Origin of the sequence: Nocardia sp. NBC_01503, assembly GCF_036327755.1 — a bacterium.
Classification (GTDB): Bacteria; Actinomycetota; Actinomycetes; order Mycobacteriales; family Mycobacteriaceae; genus Nocardia.
Genome location: NZ_CP109596.1, coordinates 4,081,734 through 4,098,996, shown reverse-complemented (window position 1 = coordinate 4,098,996; position 17,263 = coordinate 4,081,734). Strand labels below are relative to the sequence as shown.

19 protein-coding genes are annotated in these 17,263 nt (G+C 66.2%); 7 read left to right on the top strand and 12 right to left on the bottom strand.

The window, feature by feature from the left end:
• Nucleotides 1–19: 19 nt before the first annotated feature.
• Nucleotides 20–670 carry a TetR/AcrR family transcriptional regulator gene (locus tag OHB26_RS18425; RefSeq protein WP_330185372.1) on the top strand — a complete coding sequence of 217 codons (651 nt, stop codon included), beginning with the start codon at nt 20–22 and terminating at the stop codon, nt 668–670.
• Nucleotides 671–696: 26 nt separating this feature from the next.
• Here the strand turns inward: OHB26_RS18425 and OHB26_RS18420 are convergent, their stop codons facing one another.
• The 8 genes from OHB26_RS18420 to OHB26_RS18385 all read right to left on the bottom strand — a co-directional run bounded on the left by OHB26_RS18420 (nt 697) and on the right by OHB26_RS18385 (nt 9,842).
• Nucleotides 697–1,107, bottom strand: coding sequence for a nuclear transport factor 2 family protein (locus tag OHB26_RS18420; protein ID WP_330185371.1), 411 nt, complete (start codon nt 1,105–1,107; stop codon nt 697–699).
• Between the two features lie 48 nt (nt 1,108–1,155).
• A complete protein-coding gene (locus OHB26_RS18415) occupies nt 1,156–1,368 on the bottom strand; it encodes a hypothetical protein (protein ID WP_067572502.1) in 213 nt (70 codons plus the stop codon).
• Between the two features lie 90 nt (nt 1,369–1,458).
• Nucleotides 1,459–2,310, bottom strand: coding sequence for a sirohydrochlorin chelatase (locus tag OHB26_RS18410; RefSeq protein ID WP_330185370.1), 852 nt, complete (start codon nt 2,308–2,310; stop codon nt 1,459–1,461).
• A gap of 157 nt (nt 2,311–2,467) precedes the next feature.
• The gene (locus OHB26_RS18405; RefSeq protein ID WP_330185369.1) at nt 2,468–3,841 is read right to left on the bottom strand and encodes a uroporphyrinogen-III synthase; all 1,374 of its coding nucleotides are present in this window, start codon (nt 3,839–3,841) and stop codon (nt 2,468–2,470) included.
• Nucleotides 3,838–4,275 (bottom strand): nitrite reductase small subunit NirD, encoded by a 438-nt coding sequence (gene nirD, locus OHB26_RS18400; protein WP_330185368.1) that lies wholly within the window; start codon nt 4,273–4,275, stop codon nt 3,838–3,840. Before nirD ends, OHB26_RS18405 begins: the two co-directional genes overlap by 4 nt.
• A 100-nt stretch (nt 4,276–4,375) precedes the next feature.
• Nucleotides 4,376–6,937 carry a nitrite reductase large subunit NirB gene (gene nirB / locus OHB26_RS18395; RefSeq protein WP_330185367.1) on the bottom strand — a complete coding sequence of 854 codons (2,562 nt, stop codon included), beginning with the start codon at nt 6,935–6,937 and terminating at the stop codon, nt 4,376–4,378.
• 31 nt (nt 6,938–6,968) lie between these two features.
• On the bottom strand, nt 6,969–8,426 hold the full coding sequence (locus OHB26_RS18390; protein ID WP_330185701.1) for a nitrate/nitrite transporter: 1,458 nt from the start codon (nt 8,424–8,426) through the stop codon (nt 6,969–6,971).
• A gap of 264 nt (nt 8,427–8,690) precedes the next feature.
• Complete coding sequence (locus OHB26_RS18385; protein ID WP_330185700.1) at nt 8,691–9,842, bottom strand: MFS transporter; 1,152 nt, start codon at nt 9,840–9,842, stop codon at nt 8,691–8,693.
• 221 nt (nt 9,843–10,063) lie between these two features.
• Between OHB26_RS18385 and OHB26_RS18380 the strand changes: the two genes are divergently transcribed.
• Both OHB26_RS18380 and OHB26_RS18375 read left to right on the top strand, forming a co-directional pair.
• Nucleotides 10,064–10,735 (top strand): FadR/GntR family transcriptional regulator, encoded by a 672-nt coding sequence (locus OHB26_RS18380; RefSeq protein ID WP_330185366.1) that lies wholly within the window; start codon nt 10,064–10,066, stop codon nt 10,733–10,735.
• 191 nt (nt 10,736–10,926) lie between these two features.
• Nucleotides 10,927–12,393 carry an MFS transporter gene (locus OHB26_RS18375; protein ID WP_330185365.1) on the top strand — a complete coding sequence of 489 codons (1,467 nt, stop codon included), beginning with the start codon at nt 10,927–10,929 and terminating at the stop codon, nt 12,391–12,393.
• Nucleotides 12,394–12,497: 104 nt separating this feature from the next.
• Here the strand turns inward: OHB26_RS18375 and OHB26_RS18370 are convergent, their stop codons facing one another.
• The 3 genes from OHB26_RS18370 to OHB26_RS18360 all read right to left on the bottom strand — a co-directional run bounded on the left by OHB26_RS18370 (nt 12,498) and on the right by OHB26_RS18360 (nt 14,522).
• Entirely contained in the window at nt 12,498–13,349 is an 852-nt protein-coding gene (locus OHB26_RS18370; protein WP_330185699.1) for a TIGR02569 family protein, read from the bottom strand.
• Between the two features lie 515 nt (nt 13,350–13,864).
• On the bottom strand, nt 13,865–14,164 hold the full coding sequence (locus tag OHB26_RS18365; RefSeq protein WP_330185364.1) for a hypothetical protein: 300 nt from the start codon (nt 14,162–14,164) through the stop codon (nt 13,865–13,867).
• On the bottom strand, nt 14,154–14,522 hold the full coding sequence (locus tag OHB26_RS18360) for a hypothetical protein (protein WP_330185363.1): 369 nt from the start codon (nt 14,520–14,522) through the stop codon (nt 14,154–14,156). The genes OHB26_RS18365 and OHB26_RS18360 overlap by 11 nt, the downstream gene beginning before the upstream one ends.
• On the opposite strand from OHB26_RS18360, the gene OHB26_RS18355 reads away from it, so the two are divergent.
• The 4 genes from OHB26_RS18355 to OHB26_RS18340 are packed head-to-tail and all read left to right on the top strand — an operon-like array spanning nt 14,509 to nt 16,053.
• Nucleotides 14,509–15,309, top strand: coding sequence for a helix-turn-helix domain-containing protein (locus OHB26_RS18355; protein ID WP_330185362.1), 801 nt, complete (start codon nt 14,509–14,511; stop codon nt 15,307–15,309). The two genes, OHB26_RS18360 and OHB26_RS18355, sit on opposite strands and share 14 nt — an antisense overlap.
• The gene (locus OHB26_RS18350; RefSeq protein ID WP_330185361.1) at nt 15,227–15,601 is read left to right on the top strand and encodes a Scr1 family TA system antitoxin-like transcriptional regulator; all 375 of its coding nucleotides are present in this window, start codon (nt 15,227–15,229) and stop codon (nt 15,599–15,601) included. The genes OHB26_RS18355 and OHB26_RS18350 overlap by 83 nt, the downstream gene beginning before the upstream one ends.
• Nucleotides 15,598–15,804, top strand: a complete 207-nt coding sequence (locus OHB26_RS18345; protein WP_330185360.1) for a DUF397 domain-containing protein — start codon at nt 15,598–15,600, stop codon at nt 15,802–15,804. Before OHB26_RS18350 ends, OHB26_RS18345 begins: the two co-directional genes overlap by 4 nt.
• 39 nt (nt 15,805–15,843) lie before the next feature.
• Complete coding sequence (locus OHB26_RS18340) at nt 15,844–16,053, top strand: DUF397 domain-containing protein (RefSeq protein WP_330185359.1); 210 nt, start codon at nt 15,844–15,846, stop codon at nt 16,051–16,053.
• Here OHB26_RS18340 and moeZ read toward each other — a convergent pair.
• Nucleotides 16,050–17,237: an adenylyltransferase/sulfurtransferase MoeZ gene (gene moeZ, locus OHB26_RS18335; RefSeq protein WP_330185358.1), complete on the bottom strand. Its 1,188-nt coding sequence runs from the start codon at nt 17,235–17,237 to the stop codon at nt 16,050–16,052. The two genes, OHB26_RS18340 and moeZ, sit on opposite strands and share 4 nt — an antisense overlap.
• Nucleotides 17,238–17,263 lie beyond the last annotated feature (26 nt).

Genomic DNA, 17,263 nt, shown 5'->3' with positions numbered 1-17,263 from the left:
ACCAAGGCGGCCAGCACCCATGAACGGACCGGCGACAGACCTCCCGCAACCCGCGGGGGCGACCACCCGGCGCACCTCACTGCGCGATGAGCAGAAGCGGCTCACCCGCAGCCGGCTCATCGACGCGGCCAAGGCCCTGTTCACCACCCAGGGGTACGCGCCGGTGCGCGTGGACGATATCGCCGCGGCCGTCGGATGCAGTCGCGCCACCTTCTACCTGCACTTCACCGGTAAACCGGATGTGTTGCGCGCCATCGCCGAACAGGGCGCGCTGCCCAGCGTGCAGATCTTCTACGAGGATCTGGACCATGTGCTCGACACCGGATCACGCGAGGAGTTCGCGGCCTGGGTGCGGCGCTCCATCGACTGGTTCCAGGAGTACAAGGATCTGCTGCCCGCCTGGGATGAGGCGACGGCCCTGGAACCGGAGTTCCGGGAGGTGGCGCGCGAGGGCATCCTCGCGGTCCCAGGGGTGATGACCTCATATCTTTCGCGCTGGCCCGCGGCGCAACAGGATGAGGCGCGGCTGCGGATCGAACTACTGGTGGCGCAGCTGGAGCGGTTCTTCACACGCTGGGCCATGCAGGGCACCATCGATGTCTCGGCCGACCAGGCGGCCACCGTACTGACCGATATCTGGTTCCCGGCACTGCAAACACCCGGGGCCTGAACCGAATCGGCAAATACGCGGCGGCCTCAGTTGGAGACGATTGTGGTGCGCGCTTGTTTCAATTCCCAGAAGGCGCGCAGCGCAATGATTTTCCCGGCCTCGTTCACCCGATAGGTGAAGACGCCGTCCACCTCGGTAACACGCTCGGCACGGGCACTGCGAATGGTTCCGTGGAACGCCACCTCGGAACCACAGGCATAGGAATCGGCCATCCGGAAGTCGATGGCACTGGGCGCGATCGCCATATCCCAGAACGCCGCTATGGCGTCATGGCCGAAATGGCCGGCACCGGCCGGATCGTACGGGGAGATACCGATGGGGTCCTCGACCCGCGCGTCACTCGCGAAGAGTGCCAGCCAATCGGCCCGGCGATGTTCGCGCACCGCGGCCTGGGAGGCGAGACCGGCACGGCGGGCGGGATGTTCGGCATCGGACATGCCGTCATCCTCGGCCCGCCGCGGCGAATGGTCGAGCGGTGATTCCGGTCAGCGGGCGGCCGCGGAACCCGTCCAGCCGAAGCCCGCACCCGGGGTGGTCGCCGGATCATTGGCGTTGACCTGCTGACTGCACGCCTCATCGGACAGGCCCGAGGCCTTGCACGCCGTCCACGGGTCGTACATCGGGGCGGCCGACGCAGGGGCGAAAGCTCCTGCGGCACAACCGACAATCAGACCTGCGGTGACAATCAGCTTCTTCACCAGAAAACCCTCCGAGCGAAATGGAATTTCCCCGCACATTGCCACGGCAATGCGGGAAGTGCCAAACAAACGGAGATTTCGGCGATTCGGTCAGGCGGCGCGAACGGTACTCAAGGTACCGGCCGCGATGCGATAGCGATCGACCAGCAAACGCACGATCGCGGGGTGCACGCCGATGGGCTCGGCGACCCCGTCCGCGCCCGCCGCGTGCAGGCGCTCATGGAAGAGCCCGTGCGCCAGCAGATACGAGGCGATGAACACCCGCCGCGCACCCTGCTCCCGCAGTGCCGCAACCACTTCCGGCACCCTGGGCTCGCCGGTGGCGATATAGGCCACCCGCACCGGAGCCGCGATCTGCTCGGCCAGCAATCCGGCGGCCCGGCGCACATCCTGACGCGCCCGCGCATCCGAGGATCCGGCGGCAGCGAACACCACCGCATCCCCCGGCCGCCACCCGGCGGCCCGCAGCCGCATCCGCATCACCGCGGCCAAAGCCGGATCCGGACCCATCGCCTGGGTGACCGCGACCGCACCGTGCGCACTCGCGGCCACCTCTCGCGGCACATCCTGATACACGTGATAGCCCGATGCCAGGAACGCCGGAACCACCACGGCGGGAACATCTTCCAGATCCCGCAGCACCTCGGCCGGGGACGGGCCCAGCACATCCACGAACGCCGTCCGCACCTGCGGCACTCCCCCGGACAGCCGCCCGAGGTCCGCCGCTCCCGGCGTGGTCGACGATGCCGATGCCACCCCGAACGCGGCACCGGCACCTGCCTCTGCGGGCAGCGCGGTCATGAGATCCGCTGCGCCGGTCCCACCTTCGCGAGCCCGCGCGGCGAGTTCGCCCGCCACGGCCTCGGCGAGGGCGGCGATCATCTCCACCCCGCGCGTACTCCTGGTGCCGTGGGCCACCAGCACCAGCGCCGGGGTGTTCATCGGACCTCCACGGTCGGACGCGGGCCCGAAACTGCTCGCGAGCCATCTCGCACGGCACATGCGCCGCGTCCGGGAATCGGCGAACCGGCTTCGCGCGCAACCACCTTCGTCAGCGCCGCGATCATCGCCATAGCGTGCGCATTACGCGCGGCGGCGCTCACCACGCCTCCGCGACCGGCGCGGGACGGATGGGGCGGACCGGAGCGCCGGAGCCGGTGACGGCCGGACGCTGCGGAAAGGAGGAGTGGACCGCACCGTTCAGCGCGGCATCGGCCGGTCGGGGACCCGCCGGGCCGCGCTGCGGCGGATCCTGGCGAGCCGGGAATCCCGCCGAGCGTGCCGGGAACTGTTGGCGCGCAACGGGAGTCGCCACCACCGGGCGCGGGTTGTCGATGCATTCGGCCGGATCGAGCGCGAGGCGGTAGCCGCGCTTGACCACGGTTTGAATCGCCTTGGGGGTGCCCAGACCCGCGCGCAGGCGAGCGATGGCGGTCTCCACGGCATGGGTGTCGTCACCGCCGCCGGGCAGGGCGGCGAGCAGGTCCTCACGGGAGACGACACGCCCCGGCTGGCGAGCCAGTGAGCGCATCAAAGCCATTGGGGCGGGAGCCAATTGACGGACCTGACCGTCGACCACGACACAGCCGCCGCGCACACTGAGGATATGACCGGCCGCCTGGATGCGGTTGGCGCGACGCGGCAGCTCTTCCGCCACATGGCGGGCCAGCGCGCCGAGGCGGGCGCGGCCGGGTGAGGTGGTGGCCACGCCCAGCTCTTCCAAGGGTGCGGCGGTGATGGGTCCGACGCAGGCGGCCAGGACTCGGCCGCGGAAGGCGTGCAGGATGGCTTCGAGCAGCCCGGTCTCCTTGGCGCGCATGAGCAGTGAGGCCACCGCGGGCGCGCTGGTGAAGGTCACGCAGTCCAATCCGCCGGTGACGATGCCCTCGATGAGACGATCCATCGGGGTGCGGTCCTCGGGCGGAATCCAGCGGTAGACCGGAACCGGCACCACATCGGCTCCGGCACAACGCAATACCTCGCAGAAGTCCGGTACCGGCTCCCATTCGGTGGTAGCCCCGTGCAGCTGCACGGCGATCCGCATGCCCTCGACGCCTTGTGCGAGCAGATGATCCAGCACCTCCGCGGAGGATTCCGAAGCGGGCGACCACTCCTCACGCAGCTCGGCCGCGCGAATCGCGCCCTTGGCCTTGGGCCCGCGCGCCATGATGCGGGTCGAGGCCAGCGTGGCGCACAACTCCTCGGCCAGTCCCCAGCCCTCGGCGGCCTCCATCCAGCCCCGGAAACCGATACCGGTGGTGGCGACGGTCAGCTGCGGCGGCTCGGCGACGAGCTGACGGGTGACCCGCTCCAGCTCGGTGTCATCGGCCAGGGGAATGATTCGAATTGCCGGGGCGGCAACGACATTCGCGCCACGCCGGGTGAGCAGCGTGCCGAGTTCATCGGCCCGGCGCGCCGCCGTGATACCGACCGTGAATCCGGACAGCGGGGTACCTGCGTCAACCTCGGTCATGCGGTACCACCGTCGATAGGTCCAGGTCCCCCCGGAAAGAGCATGGGCTCATTGGCGAGAACGACCACACCGTCCTGCACCCGCACCGCGTGAACCGGCAGCGCGACCGTCTCATCGTCCAGGCAGCGTCCGTCGATGAGCGAGAACGCCTGCTTGAGCAGCGGCGACGCCACCACGGGCACACCGCCGCGATCACCGACGATGCCGCGCGACATGACCGCCGCCCGGCCGAACGGGTCGATATTGCCGACGGCGTACAACGTGCCGTCGGTGGCGCCCGCCGCCTCCCCGGGGACCCAGAAGAGCGCCGCCTGCCGGCCGCCCTTCAACAGCACCGCAACGCCGCGGCCGGGAATCAGATAGTCCAGTCGGCATGCCGGGGTCCAACCATGAAGGCTGGTGGCAGTGCCTGGTGTCTCGATCACGGTGGTCATCGGTAACTCTCCTCCGAACGCCTCACCTATTGGTACCGACGTCCTGTTTCCGTGCGGTTAAGCAGTCATTTCCCGTGCGTGGCCGGAATGGAGTCGCTGGTCACAGCGGCGTGCCGACCGGATTGCCCGGCGCGCCGTCAACCGGGATGGCCGGAATGCCCAGCAGTACGGGCACCTTGCGCTCCCCGGACTCGTCGAAGGCGATGGTGGGATCGGCCTCCTCCGGTGCGTTCACGAAGGAGACGAAGCGGGACAGCTTCTCCTCGTCGTCCAGGACCGCGGCCCATTCGTCCCGGTAGCCCGCGACATGGCGTTGCATGGCCGCTTCCAGATCATCGGCGATACCCAGGCTGTCCTCGCACACGACCGCCTTCAGGTAGTCCAGGCCACCTTCCAGGGCCTCCTGCCAGGGCGCGGTGCGCTGCAGGCGATCGGCGGTGCGGATGTAGAACATCAGGTAGCGGTCGATGTAGCGGATCAGCGTCTCGTCATCGAGGTCACCGGCCAGCAGTACCGCGTGCTTGGGGGTGAGACCGCCGTTGCCGCCGACGTACAGGTTCCAGCCGTGCTCGGTGGCGATGACGCCGACATCCTTGCCACGCGCCTCCGCGCACTCACGCGCGCAACCCGAGACGGCCAGCTTCAGCTTGTGCGGGGAACGCAAACCGCGGTAACGCTTTTCGAGCAGCACCGCCATCCCGACCGAATCCTGCTGACCGTAACGGCACCAGGTGGAGCCGACGCAGGACTTGACCGTGCGCAGCGATTTGCCGTACGCGTGCCCGGACTCCATACCCACATCGACCAGGCGCTTCCAGATCAGCGGCAACTGCTCCACCCGCGCGCCGAACAGGTCGATGCGCTGGCCGCCGGTGACCTTCACATACAGGTCGAACTCCTTGGCGATCTGACCGATGGTGATGAGCTGTTCGGCGGTCACCTCACCGCCGGGCATGCGCGGCACCACCGAGTAGGTGCCGTTCTTCTGCAGATTCGCCAGGAAGTGGTCATTGGTGTCCTGCAGCGCCGCCTGCTCACCGTCGAGAATGTGATCGCTCGAGGTCGAGGCCAGAATCGAGGCCACGGTCGGCTTGCAGATATCGCAGCCGGTTCCGGTGCCGTACTTGGCGATCAGCGCCGAGAAGGTGCGCACGCCGGTCGACTGGATGATGTGGAACAGCTCGGCACGCGACTGGGTGAAGTGCTCGCACAGCGATTTGGAGACCGCCACACCCGACTGCTCCAACAGCTTCTTGAGCATGGGAACGCAACCGCCGCAAGAGGTTCCGGCATTGGTGCAGCTCTTGATGCCCGGGACGTCGCAGGCCCCGTCCGCGATCGCACCGCAGATCGAACCCTTGGAAACGTTGTTGCAGGAGCAGATCTGGGCGTCATCGGGCAGGGCGTCCGCACCCAGTTCGGCACCGGCGGGCGAGATCAGCGCGGCCGGATCCGCGGGCAGCGGGCGGCCGACCAGCGGGCGCAGCGCCGAATACGCGGTGGCATCGCCGACCAGCACACCACCGAGCAGCGTCTTGGCGTCATCGGAGACAACGAGTTTGGCGTAGGTGCCCTTGGCTGCATCGTGCAGCACCACCGAGAGCGCGCCCTCGGTGCGACCGTGCGCGTCACCGAAGCTGGCCACATCCACGCCGAGCAGCTTGAGCTTGGTGGACAGGTCCGCGCCCGGGAACTCGCCCTCGCCGCCGAGCAGTCGATCCGCGACCACCTCGGCGGTGCTGTAACCGGGGGCGACCAGGCCGTAGCAGACACCCTCGACCGCGGCGACCTCGCCGATGGCGTAGATGTTCGGGTCCGAGGTCCGCAGGCTCAGATCGGTGATGACACCACCGCGCGGGCCGACGTCGAGCCCGGCGGTGCGGGCGATCTCGTCACGCGGGCGGACACCGGCGGCGAAGACCACCAGTGCGGCCCGCAGCTGCGTCTCATCCGAGAAGGTGACGTTCAGTCTCTCCGAAACCGGTGCGTCGGCAATGGTTTCGATGGTCGAGGTGCCGACGCCGGTGTGCACGTGCAGACCCAGCTCGGTGACCAGCTTGGCCAGGATCGCGCCGCCGCCCTCGTCGATCTGAGCGGGCATCAGCCACTTGTTGAACTCCACCACGTGCGGGGTCATACCCAGCAGGCGCAGCGCGTTGGCCGCCTCCAGGCCGAGCAGACCACCGCCGACCACCACACCGACTGCGCCGGGACCGGCGGCCTCGGCGGTGGCGCGGATACCGTCCAGATCCTCCAGGGTGCGGTACACGAAGCATTCGGGGGCGTCGTGGCCCGGCACCGGCGGCACGAAAGCGTACGAGCCGGTCGCGAGAACCAGTGCGTCATAACCGATCACGTCACCGGTGGAGGTGGTGACCTTGCGCGCGGCCCGGTCCACCTCGTCGGCGCGCACGCCCAGGCGCACCTGCACCAGGTCGTCACCCTCGTAGCCGTTACCGGGCAGCGCCAGCGCCGAGGTCTCCCAGATGCCCACGTAGGACGAGAGTCCGACCCGGTCGTAGGCGGCCAGCCGCTCCTCGCTCAAAACGATGACCTGCCAGTCACCGGCCTCGTCGCGAGAGCGCAGCGCCTCCACGAAGCGGTGTCCCACCATGCCGTGGCCGATGACCACCGCGGTCTTGCGTTCGACTGAGTTCGTCATGACAACAGGTCCTTTCGGGACGACGTGCGGGTCAGGCCCGGGCCGACGTGGTGGACGGGGAATCGGATTCGGCGGCGAGGACCAACGCCTCGGCCTCGACGACCACCTCGGAGTCGGTGGGCGGGGTCGACGGGCTCGGGCGGCGCATGAAGACCACCCAGCACACGGCGGCGCAGACCACATAGAAGGCCATGAACACCCAGAAAGCGGTGGTGGCGGATTGGGTGGAGGAGTACGAGGAGCGCAACACCAGGTTGATGCCGACGCCGCCCAGTGCGCCGATGGCACCGACGAATCCGATGAGCGCACCGGAGGTGTTCTGCGCCCACACCGCGCGAGCGGACGAATCACCAGGCAGGCTGCGGGATTTCGCTTCGAAGACGGACGGGATGATCTTGGTGACCGCTCCGTTGGCGAAGCCGGAGATGACGAACAGGGCGGTGAAGCCGATGATCAGCGCCACCAGCACGCCGCCCTTCGGGCTGCCGGTGCGGTCACCCAGGGTGCTGGCCGCCGCCACCACCGCGGCCGCGGCGGTCATACCGCCGAACATGTACAGCGTGACCCGGCTGCCGCCGATCCGATCCGCCCACTTACCGCCGTACGGACGGGCCAGTGAGCCCAGCAGCGGACCCATGAAGGCGATCTGCGCCGCGTGCAGCGCCGCCGTGGCAGCGGTCGCCCCGCCGGCCTTGAAGCTGATCTGCAACACCTGACCGAAGGCGAAGCTGTAACCGATGAAGGAGCCGAAAGTTCCGATGTACAGGAACGCGATCGCCCAGGACTGCGGCACTTTCAGCGCCTTCAGCATGTAAGACAGGTCCGCCTGCTGGTTCTTGACGTTGTCCATGTTCAGCGCCGCACCCATCGCCGCGACCACGACGAGCGCCAAGTACACCAGGCACACCACCGAGGCGTTGCCGTAGGCGTTGCCCAGTGTCGCGATGACCGCCAGCCCCACCAACTGAATGACCGGCACGCCGATATTGCCGCCGCCCGCGTTCATGCCCAGCGCCCAGCCCTTGAGCCGCTGCGGGTAGAAGACATTGATATTGGACATCGACGAGGAGAAGTTGCCGCCGCCCAGACCCGCGAAGGCCGCGATCACCAGGAAGGTCGTGTACGAAGTACCCGGCTTGTTGATGAAGTACAGCGTCAGCAGCACCGGAATCAGCAGGGCCAGCGCGCTGAAGATGGTCCAGTTCCGGCCGCCGAACTTGGCGGTGGCGACGGTGTACGGAATCCGCATGAATCCACCGACCAGCGTCGGCACCGCACCCAGGAAGAACTTCCCGGCGGTATCGATGTGGAAGACATCGGTCGGCATGAAAAGCACCATGACCGACCAGATCGACCACACCGAGAATCCGATGTGCTCGGCGAAGACCGACCAGATCAGATTGCGCCGGGCGATGTCCTTACCACCGGCCTCCCAGGCAACTACGTCCTCGGCATCCCAGTGTTCGATGTCGCGATTGCGCGTCAGCATGTTCAACCCGGCCCTCCTGAAATCTGGATGACCTAAAGGTAGAAAGCCGGTATTGCCGCAATGCTGCGCGAAATGACCTTCAAATCAACGGTTGCTCACGCATACCGGGTACCGAAGGTGAGATCGAATGGTTTGTTTCGGCCGTGTGACACAACGGTTTCCGCGTGTCACGAAACACCGAAAACCGCCGCTACGGACCGTGAGATGAGAGCCCTGCCACAAAGCATGGCGAATACCTCACGGTCCGGCAACTCGAACGGTGAATTAATTCCAGGAATCCTCGAGCATGCGCGGCTTGCACGCCAGCCACGCACCGCCGACCAGAACCAGCACCGCCACCGAAAGGAAGGCGAACGGCGCCAGCCAACCTCCGGTCATCGTGTGCAGCGCGCCGAACAGCACCGGGCCGATGCATGCCACGGCGTAGCCGACACCCTGGGTGAAGCCCGACAGCGCGGCCGAACCGGCGGAGGTACGGGTACGCAGATTGATCAGCGTCAGCGCCATCGGGAAGGTCGACGGGCCCAGACCCAGCAGCAGCACCCATACCAGCGGTGCGCTCATGGGCGCGATCAGCAGGCCCGCGAACCCCGCGAAAAAGAAGGCGGCACAGGCGATCACGACCGGGAAGGGATTACGCATGCGCCCCACCACAATCGGGGCGCTCAGCGCCGCGACCAAGCCGATGAGCGCGAAAACGCCCACCATGCTGCCGCCGAACGAGGCGCTCGCCCCGGCATCGGAGAAGATCGTCGGCATCCAGGTGAACATGGAGTAGGTGGTCAGCGAGGTCATGCCGAACATCAGCGCCATACCCCAGGCCAGCGGTGAACGCCACGCCTTACCGGTCGCCTCCATCGGCTCGGGCGGCAGTTCGGTGCTGTCCAGGCGGGCGTGATCGCGGCGGATGCGTAGTACGCCCAGCCACGGCAGCACCGCGGCCAGCGGCAGGATCGCCCACATGCCCAGCGACACCCGCCAGCCGTGCGAGTCCGCGACCGGCACCGCGATCAGCGCGGGAATGACCGTACCCAGCTGCACCAGCACGATGTAGACCGAGCTCAGCAGCGCCAGTCGATCGGAGAAGTAGCGCTTCACCAGCGGCGGGATCACCACATTGCCGATACCCATACCGGTCAGCGCGAGCGCCGAGAAGACCAGCAGCTCCCAGGTTTCCGGCACCAGCGCGCGCACGGCGGTACCCGCGGCGGTCATGAGCATGGCGATCAGCGCGGTGGCCTCCAGGCCGAAACGACGCGACATGATCGGGGTCAGCAGGCCCGCGACGGCGAACATGGCGGTCGGGATCATGCCGAAGACGCCGACGATGGCGGTGGAGTACCGCAGGTCATCACCGATGCGGGCGGCCAGCGGGGTGAAGGCGGTGACCGCGATACGCAGCGTGAGCGCGGACATGAGGATCGCGGCGAGGACGAGGAGTCGCCCCTCGAGCAGAGATCGTTTGCGCTCGACGATCGAATGGGACTGCTTCGGTGCTACGGCGGTGCTCGGCCGGTCGACAGAAGTAAGGCCCCGCTCGGGGGCCGTCGTCTCATTCAAGGTCACAGTCACCACGAAATCATAGGATGACCCGATGATGTGATGCAACGAATGTGAGGCACGGTACGCTGTGCAACGTGCAACCAGTCCGGCGCACCAGCCTCATCGCCCAGGTGACCGAGCAGCTGCGTGCCGAAATCCGTTCCGGCCGTTGGCCCGTCGGCTCCCGTATCCCCACCGAACCGGAGCTCACCGAGCTCACCGGTACCGGCCGCAATACCGTGCGCGAGGCCGTCCAGGCGCTCGTGCACGCGGGCATGGTCGAACGTCGGCAGGGCTCCGGGACCTATGTGATCTCCACCTCCACCCTCGGCGGCACCCTCACCGAGTTCTTCGCCGACGCCCAGCAGCGCGACATCCTCGAACTCCGGCAGGCCCTGGACACCACGGCCGCCGCCCTGGCCGCGCAGCGCCGCGATGACATCGATATCGCGAACCTGGAGCGACTCCTCGCCGAACGCCGCACCGCTTGGGACGACGACCACGAGACCGCTATCGACGCCGATGTGCAACTACACCGCGCCATCGTGGTCGCCAGCCACAACGCGGTATATCTGGAGTTCTACGATTCGCTGCTGCCCGTCATCGCGGCCGGCATGCGCTCACACTCGGAGAAGGCCGCCGACGCGTACCACGCCGAACACGAGGACCTGGTGCGCGCGGTCATCGACGGCGATCCGGAACGCGCGGCCCGCACCGCCAACTGCTTCCTCGGCTCACTCATCGCCGAATACCCGGAGGCTCGATAGATCCTCGGGGTAACCGAAATGTCACCGCGCACACTGTCGGAAAGTGAGCCGGAATTACCGTCGGCGTCATCGAAAGCCATGTCGGCGTAATCACACCTTCGTACGGTTGATCCGACCGCAGGGACCTTCTCCGAGAACACATTCCGGAGGACAACGATGAGGGCGGTCGACGTGCGAGAGGAACACTGCTGATGACGACCACCACGGAAATGAAACCTGCCTTCAGTTTTCAGAAACGCGGACGGTGGATAGACCACTGGGAACCGGACAATAGTGACTTCTGGGAAAACGGCGGCAAACAGACGGCCCGTAAGAATCTGATCTTCTCGGTATTCGCGGAAAACCTCGGATTCAGCATCTGGGTCATCTGGGGCAGCATCGTCACCGCCATGGGCGCGGCCGGATTCGACTTCCTCGCCGGGCTCGGCAAGGGCAACCCCGCAGCGGTGAGCAATGCCCTGCTGCTCACCTCGACGCCCACCCTGGTCGGCGCGGCCCTGCGGGTGCCGTATACCTTCGCCATTCCCAAATTCGGTGGGCGCAACTTCACCATCTTCAGCGCGGGGATGCTGCTGTTCCCCACCCTCGGCCTGGTCTACTTCGTGAACCAGCCCGGCACCCCCATGTGGGTCTTCATGCTGCTGGCCGCGCTGGCCGGCGTCGGCGGCGGCAACTTCTCGTCGTCGATGGCCAACATCAACTTCTTCTACCCCGAGGGGAAGAAGGGCGCGGCCCTGGGCATCAATGCCGCCGGCGGCAATATGGGTGTGGCACAGACCCAGTTGATCGTTCCGCTGATCATCACCCTCGGCACCCACATCATGGCCAAGGACGCCGCCGGATACCGCTTCGGCATCACGCTGGCGGTCCTGGTGTGGATTCCGTTCGTGCTCATTGCGATCGTGGGCGCGCTGCGCTACATGGACAGCCTCAGTGCCGCCAAATCCGATGGCGAGTCCTACCGGCTGGCCCTGCGCAATCGGCACACCTGGGTGGTGGCGTTCCTGTATATCGGCACCTTCGGCTCGTTCATCGGCTTCTCGTTCGCCTTCCCGACCCTGCTGAAGGCCAACTTCCCGGATCTGGCCAAGATCAGTTGGATGGGCACGCTGGGCAATCTCGCCTTCCTCGGCGCCTTCGTCGGCTCGTTCAGCCGTCCCCTCGGCGGCTGGATCGGCGATAAGGTCGGCGGCGCGAAGATCACGGTGTACGTGTTCCTCGGCATGGCCGTCGGGATCGCGCTCATCATGGCCTCGCTGTCCGCGAAGAACTTCCCGCTCTATCTGCTGTCGTTCCTGCTGCTGTTCGTGCTCACCGGGATCGGCAACGGCTCGGTCTACCGCATGATCCCGATGATCTTCAGCGCCGAAGCCCGACGGCGCGCAAGCGAACTCGGCCAGGACCCGGCAGCCGCCGCCATCTCGGCCAAGCGCCAGGCCGGTGCCGCCATCGGCGTGATCGGCGCGGTAGGAGCGGCCGGCGGGTGGGTGCTGCAGCAGGCTCTGCGCCTGTCCAATATCCACCTCGGCAGCATGGCGCCGGCGTTCTGGGGCTACGCCGTTGCCTTCCTGGTCATGGGCGGAGTCACCTGGTGGTTCTACCTGCGTTCCTCCTTCGCGACCGGCCGCACACCGTCACTCGCACACGCCAACGTGTAGCCCCAACTCTGCGGGGCTCCCTGAACCCCATCTCGGAGGAGTCCGAAAATGACTGTCGCGCCGAGCGATTCGCTCGGCGCGACAGTTGTTTCACCGGTATTCGGTTACAGGGTCAGGCGGATCATGTCCGCGGTGCGCGCGAGGCCGGGGAAGGCTTCGGGCGTCGATCTCGGATGCAGGGCGTGCACGGCGAGCCGGAACATGACCGCGCGCACCAGCATCTGCGGCCACTCCGGCAGTCCCGCCCAGCGCTCCAGCAGCCCGTCATCGGCCCCACCCCAGGAGAGGGCGTCGACCACGATCACCGCGGCGGCCCACGGCGCGGGCCGCCAATACGGGGTGATATCGGTGAGCCCCGGGGCGGCACCGGTATGGAACAACACGGTGCCGAACAGGTCCCCGTGCACCAGTTGCGCCGGTGTGGCGATCGGCTTGCGCAGGGTCGACAGCTGGGTGATCAGCATCAGACTGCGATCCCCATCCGGCGAGGTCGCGGGCAACAACCCGCCCACCTTCAAACTCCGCAGCGGCACCGCCTCCCAGGCAGCCCGATCGGCGGCGGCGAACACATCCACATCCACCCACGGCGCGACCGGAGCCTGCGCCAGGAACCGCGGCCGCTCCAGCTTCGCCGTCATCTCATGTAGTCGCAGCGACAGCGAAACCACCTCATCGTGCCGAGGCTCGGGAATCCCCTCGAGATAGGTATCCGCCCGCCACCCCGATACGACATACCGCCCATCGGTGGCCCGTACCGGCCGGGCCAGCCGAACCCCGTCCACCCGCAACGTCTCTCGCACCTTGGCCGACCACGCGGCCCGCGCATGATCGGTCACCGGACTCAACACCACATCCGCGCACCGCCACCCGCCATCCCAGTTCCCCAGCGGAACCGGCGCGGCTTCGCGCAACCCGAAGGTTGAGCGCACGTGCTCGGGAGGTTCCACAGCAGTCATGGTCACGCGCGTACGCTACCGCCGCAACACAACCCGAATCAGATGCCGCGCCGAAAACCGGGCGGTCCGAAACGAGGCGACGGGGATGTACCCGGGGCCTTCGTAGCCGAGTGCCCTACGGGACATTACGTTCCAGCGGAGTTCGGAAGATGGCCACGAATTTTCGGAGTGGGAACCTCGCCTACCGTCCCCGGCTTTCACCACCGGTCAGGCGCGAATACTCGCGCCCCAGCCCGGCTGGGTGGCCGGGGGAACCTTTAGAAGCTGGACGATCGATCAGGGGGTACTCACGCAGGGGAAACCGGACAAAATCCTGCACCAGTACCCCCTCAACGCAAGGGCACCTCGCAAAGACCTCGACACACCACCCGACACATCGGGAACCGTCCTGGACGTGCGATCACCAGGAACTGAGGGCGGGATTTTGGGCGTAGTGCCACCATGAGTTCCTGGTGATCGCACGTCCAGGTTCTTGGGGGGTGGGGGTGGGCGAAGTGTTGTGAGCTTTGGTCAATTCAGGTGGACAGTGTGGGATTCGATGGCGTCTTCGACTGGGCGGCGGGCGTTTGCGGGATCGGGGGGTCGAGGCCGTCGAAGATCGCGTCGAGGATGGCGGCGTGGTCCAGAGTGGCGGGGATGCGGTGGGATTCGCGGGCGCTGACTATGACCGCGAGCAGGACCGCGGCGTAGATGTGGGTGCGGGGGGCGGTGAGATGCCAGCCGTGGGTTTCGCTGTCGCGCAGGCGAGCGTCGATTACGTCGAGGACGTCTCGGATTACCTGGAGTTCGATTTGATTGGTGTCGTCACAGGGCATGGCGACCGTCGAGAAACAGTGTGGTGTAACCGAACAGCGCGGTGCGCAGGAGAGTCAGCAGGGATCTCGCGGGGGTCGACGGAGTTCGGGCGGCGCGCGAATCGAGGACCATACGGCCCGCCGCGACCAGTGCGGTGCGCGCCCGCGATCGCACCCGGCAAGTAGCCACTCCGCATTCGAGATGCCACTGCATCGCCGTATGTGCCTGTGCGGCAGTCAATATGCCGGGATCGGCGTAGCACGACCACAGCCCACGCACCGAGTAGCCGACCTTGGTCGTGGCGTACTCGGCCTCCCGCTTCTCGCGTTCGATGCGCGCGATGATCGCCTGCACCGACCACTGCTTGTTGCTGGACATCGTTGACCCCCTTGGTCATCGGCGGAAGGACTCGGATTCGGCTTCAGCCGGGCGTCTGATCAGCACACCATTGGAGGCGAAAACCGGCAATATCGGAATGACAAATTCACAAAACGACTGCAAAACGCCAGGAAGAATGTCATTCTGGCCGTGCATCATTGCCAGCTTGAACAAATCTGGGGAGATGATCACGGCGCAGGTCGGATCGGGTTCATCACTGCCACGGCGTCAACTTGGACGGTACCTACGCAGGGGACGCTTCGACGCGAACCTCACGCTGGAACAGGTTGCGCCCCTGATGGAGTGGAGCATCTCCAAGCTGGGGCGGATTGAACGCGGGGAAACGGGCAAACTCACCGCTCGCGATATCGAAGCACTGTGTGGCGTACTGGGTTTCAACGCCGAGACCACTGCCGCCATGGTCGGCCTCAATCGGCAGGCGGCCGCGAAGAGCTGGTGGCACTCCTTCGGTGATTTGATCCCAGAAGGCTTCAATGTGTATGTGGGACTTGAGACTTCGGCAACCCAAATGGATATCTACCGCCCTGACATTGTTCCCGGACTGCTCCAAACCGCCGACTACGCCCGTGCGCTCGATCGCGTCTACTTTCCGAACGACTCCGAGGAGGAGCAGGCTCGCCGCGTCGAGTTGCGCATGAATCGGCAGACGATCATCACCCGGAAATCGAGTCCCACGAAAGTCAGTGTGGTGCTACAGGAGTCCGTGCTGCACACCATGGTCGGCGGGCCCGCGATCATGGCGGGCCAGTTGCCGGCACCTCGCTGACATCGGCACCCGGCCGAACGTCAGTGTCCGAGTACTTCCGTTCAAAGCCGGTCTGCCCGTAGGCACTCCAGTCGGCCCCTACGTCATCCTCGACTTCGCCGCCGTTCGAAGCGGCGACCAAGAGCCAACCGTAATTTACATCGAGAACTACACCGGCGACATGTACCTTGAGGGAGAAACGGACATTCAGCAGTACCGCGACGCGTGGACGATTTTCCAACGCGCCGCACTGGACGCCGTGACCAGTAGAAGCCTGCTACGTCAGGTGGCAAGGAAGGACGACCAAGGATGAACGTTGACCTTTCTCGCGCCCAATGGTTCAAGAGCAGTCGTAGCTCCGCGGGCAAGGAATGCGTGGAAGTCGCCTTCCTTGATGGAGGTCTGGTCGGGGTTCGAGACTCGAAGAACTCCACCGGCCCGGCACTGGTCTGCACGCCGAGCGAGTGGGACGCATTCATCACCGGCGTCACCGGGGGCGCTTTCGACCGCTTCTAGGCCGAGACCTGCTGCGTCGGCAAGCAAAGGAGTATGAGCATGAGCGTCGACCTGTCCAGGGCTCGGTGGTTCAAGAGCAGTCGCAGCGGGGGCAGCCAGGAATGCGTGGAAGTCGCTTTCCTCGATGCGGGTCTGGTCGGGGTTCGCGATTCCAAGAACCCGACCGGACCGGCGCTGATCTTCAGCCCAGGTGAGTGGGACGCGTTCACCGCCGGGGTCACCGGCGGTGAGTTCGGTTCCGCGACTTAGTAAACCGGCAGGGACGGGTCAATCTGGTTGGCCCAGGCGATGATTCCGCCCTGGAGGTGGGTGGCGTCGGAGAAGCCCGCGTTCTTCAGTGCCGCCAGTGCTTCCGCAGAACGGATACCTGTCTTGCAGTGCAACACGATCGGGGTGTTCTGTGGCAGCTCGGCCAGTGCCTCACCGGTGAGGATGCGGTCCTTGGGAATCAAGGTTGCGCCCTCGATACGCACGATGTCCCATTCGACTGGTTCACGCACGTCGATGATGGCTACGTCCTTGCCCGCGTCGAGCATCTCCTTCAGCTCGCGGGCGGTGACGGTGGAGCCGATGGCCGCGGCTTGGCCTTCCTCGGAGACCACGCCGCAGAAGGCGTCGTAGTCGATGAGTTCGATGATGGGCTCACGCTCCGGATCGCGGCGGAGCTTGATGGTGCGGTAGGTCATGTCGAGTGCGTCGTAGACCATGAGGCGGCCCAGCAGCGGGTCGCCGATGCCGGTGATCAGTTTGATCGCCTCGTTGACCATGATCGAACCGATCGACGCGCACAGCACGCCCAGGACGCCGCCCTCGGCGCAGGAGGGGACCATGCCCGGCGGCGGGGCCTCGGGGTAGAGGTCGCGGTAGTTGATGCCGCGGCCGTCGGGGGCGTCTTCCCAGAAGACCGAGACCTGGCCCTCGAAGCGGTAGATCGAACCCCACACGTACGGCTTGCCCGCCAGCACGGCGGCATCGTTGACCAGGTAGCGGGTGGCGAAGTTGTCGGTGCCGTCGACGATCAGGTCGTACCGGGAGAACAGCTCGATCGCGTTATCGGGTTCCAGGCGAATCTTGTGCAGCTCCACATTGATTCCGGAGTTGATCTCCAGAATCGAGTCGCGGGCGCTGTCCGCCTTGGAACGGCCGATATCGGATTCACCGTGAATGATCTGGCGTTGCAGGTTCGAGGCGTCGACCTCGTCGAACTCGACGATGCCGAGCGTGCCCACACCGGCCGCGGCCAGATAGAGCAGCGCCGGGGAACCCAGTCCACCGGCGCCGATCACCAGGACGCGGGCATTCTTCAAACGTTTCTGTCCCACCACACCGAGATCGGGAATGATCAGGTGGCGGCTGTAGCGGGCGACCTCGTCCTTGGTCAGCTCCGCGGCCGGCTCCACCAGGGGCGGCAGGGACTGATGCGATGCTGTCACGCTTGCGGACTCCTCAATCGACTTCA

Bases quoted from the DNA above. Each gene is read 5' to 3' on its own strand.
- OHB26_RS18425 (WP_330185372.1), top strand. From the start codon at position 20: ATGAACGGACCGGCGACAGACCTCCCGCAACCCGCGGGGGCGACCACC.
- OHB26_RS18420 (WP_330185371.1), bottom strand. From the start codon at position 1,107: ATGTCCGATGCCGAACATCCCGCCCGCCGTGCCGGTCTCGCCTCCCAG.
- OHB26_RS18410 (WP_330185370.1), bottom strand. From the start codon at position 2,310: ATGAACACCCCGGCGCTGGTGCTGGTGGCCCACGGCACCAGGAGTACG.
- OHB26_RS18405 (WP_330185369.1), bottom strand. From the start codon at position 3,841: ATGACCGAGGTTGACGCAGGTACCCCGCTGTCCGGATTCACGGTCGGT.
- nirD (WP_330185368.1), bottom strand. From the start codon at position 4,275: ATGACCACCGTGATCGAGACACCAGGCACTGCCACCAGCCTTCATGGT.
- nirB (WP_330185367.1), bottom strand. From the start codon at position 6,937: ATGACGAACTCAGTCGAACGCAAGACCGCGGTGGTCATCGGCCACGGC.
- OHB26_RS18390 (WP_330185701.1), bottom strand. From the start codon at position 8,426: ATGCTGACGCGCAATCGCGACATCGAACACTGGGATGCCGAGGACGTA.
- OHB26_RS18385 (WP_330185700.1), bottom strand. From the start codon at position 9,842: ATGTCCGCGCTCACGCTGCGTATCGCGGTCACCGCCTTCACCCCGCTG.
- OHB26_RS18375 (WP_330185365.1), top strand. From the start codon at position 10,927: ATGACGACCACCACGGAAATGAAACCTGCCTTCAGTTTTCAGAAACGC.
- OHB26_RS18370 (WP_330185699.1), bottom strand. From the start codon at position 13,349: ATGACTGCTGTGGAACCTCCCGAGCACGTGCGCTCAACCTTCGGGTTG.
- OHB26_RS18365 (WP_330185364.1), bottom strand. From the start codon at position 14,164: ATGCCCTGTGACGACACCAATCAAATCGAACTCCAGGTAATCCGAGAC.
- OHB26_RS18360 (WP_330185363.1), bottom strand. From the start codon at position 14,522: ATGTCCAGCAACAAGCAGTGGTCGGTGCAGGCGATCATCGCGCGCATC.
- OHB26_RS18345 (WP_330185360.1), top strand. From the start codon at position 15,598: ATGAACGTTGACCTTTCTCGCGCCCAATGGTTCAAGAGCAGTCGTAGC.
- OHB26_RS18340 (WP_330185359.1), top strand. From the start codon at position 15,844: ATGAGCGTCGACCTGTCCAGGGCTCGGTGGTTCAAGAGCAGTCGCAGC.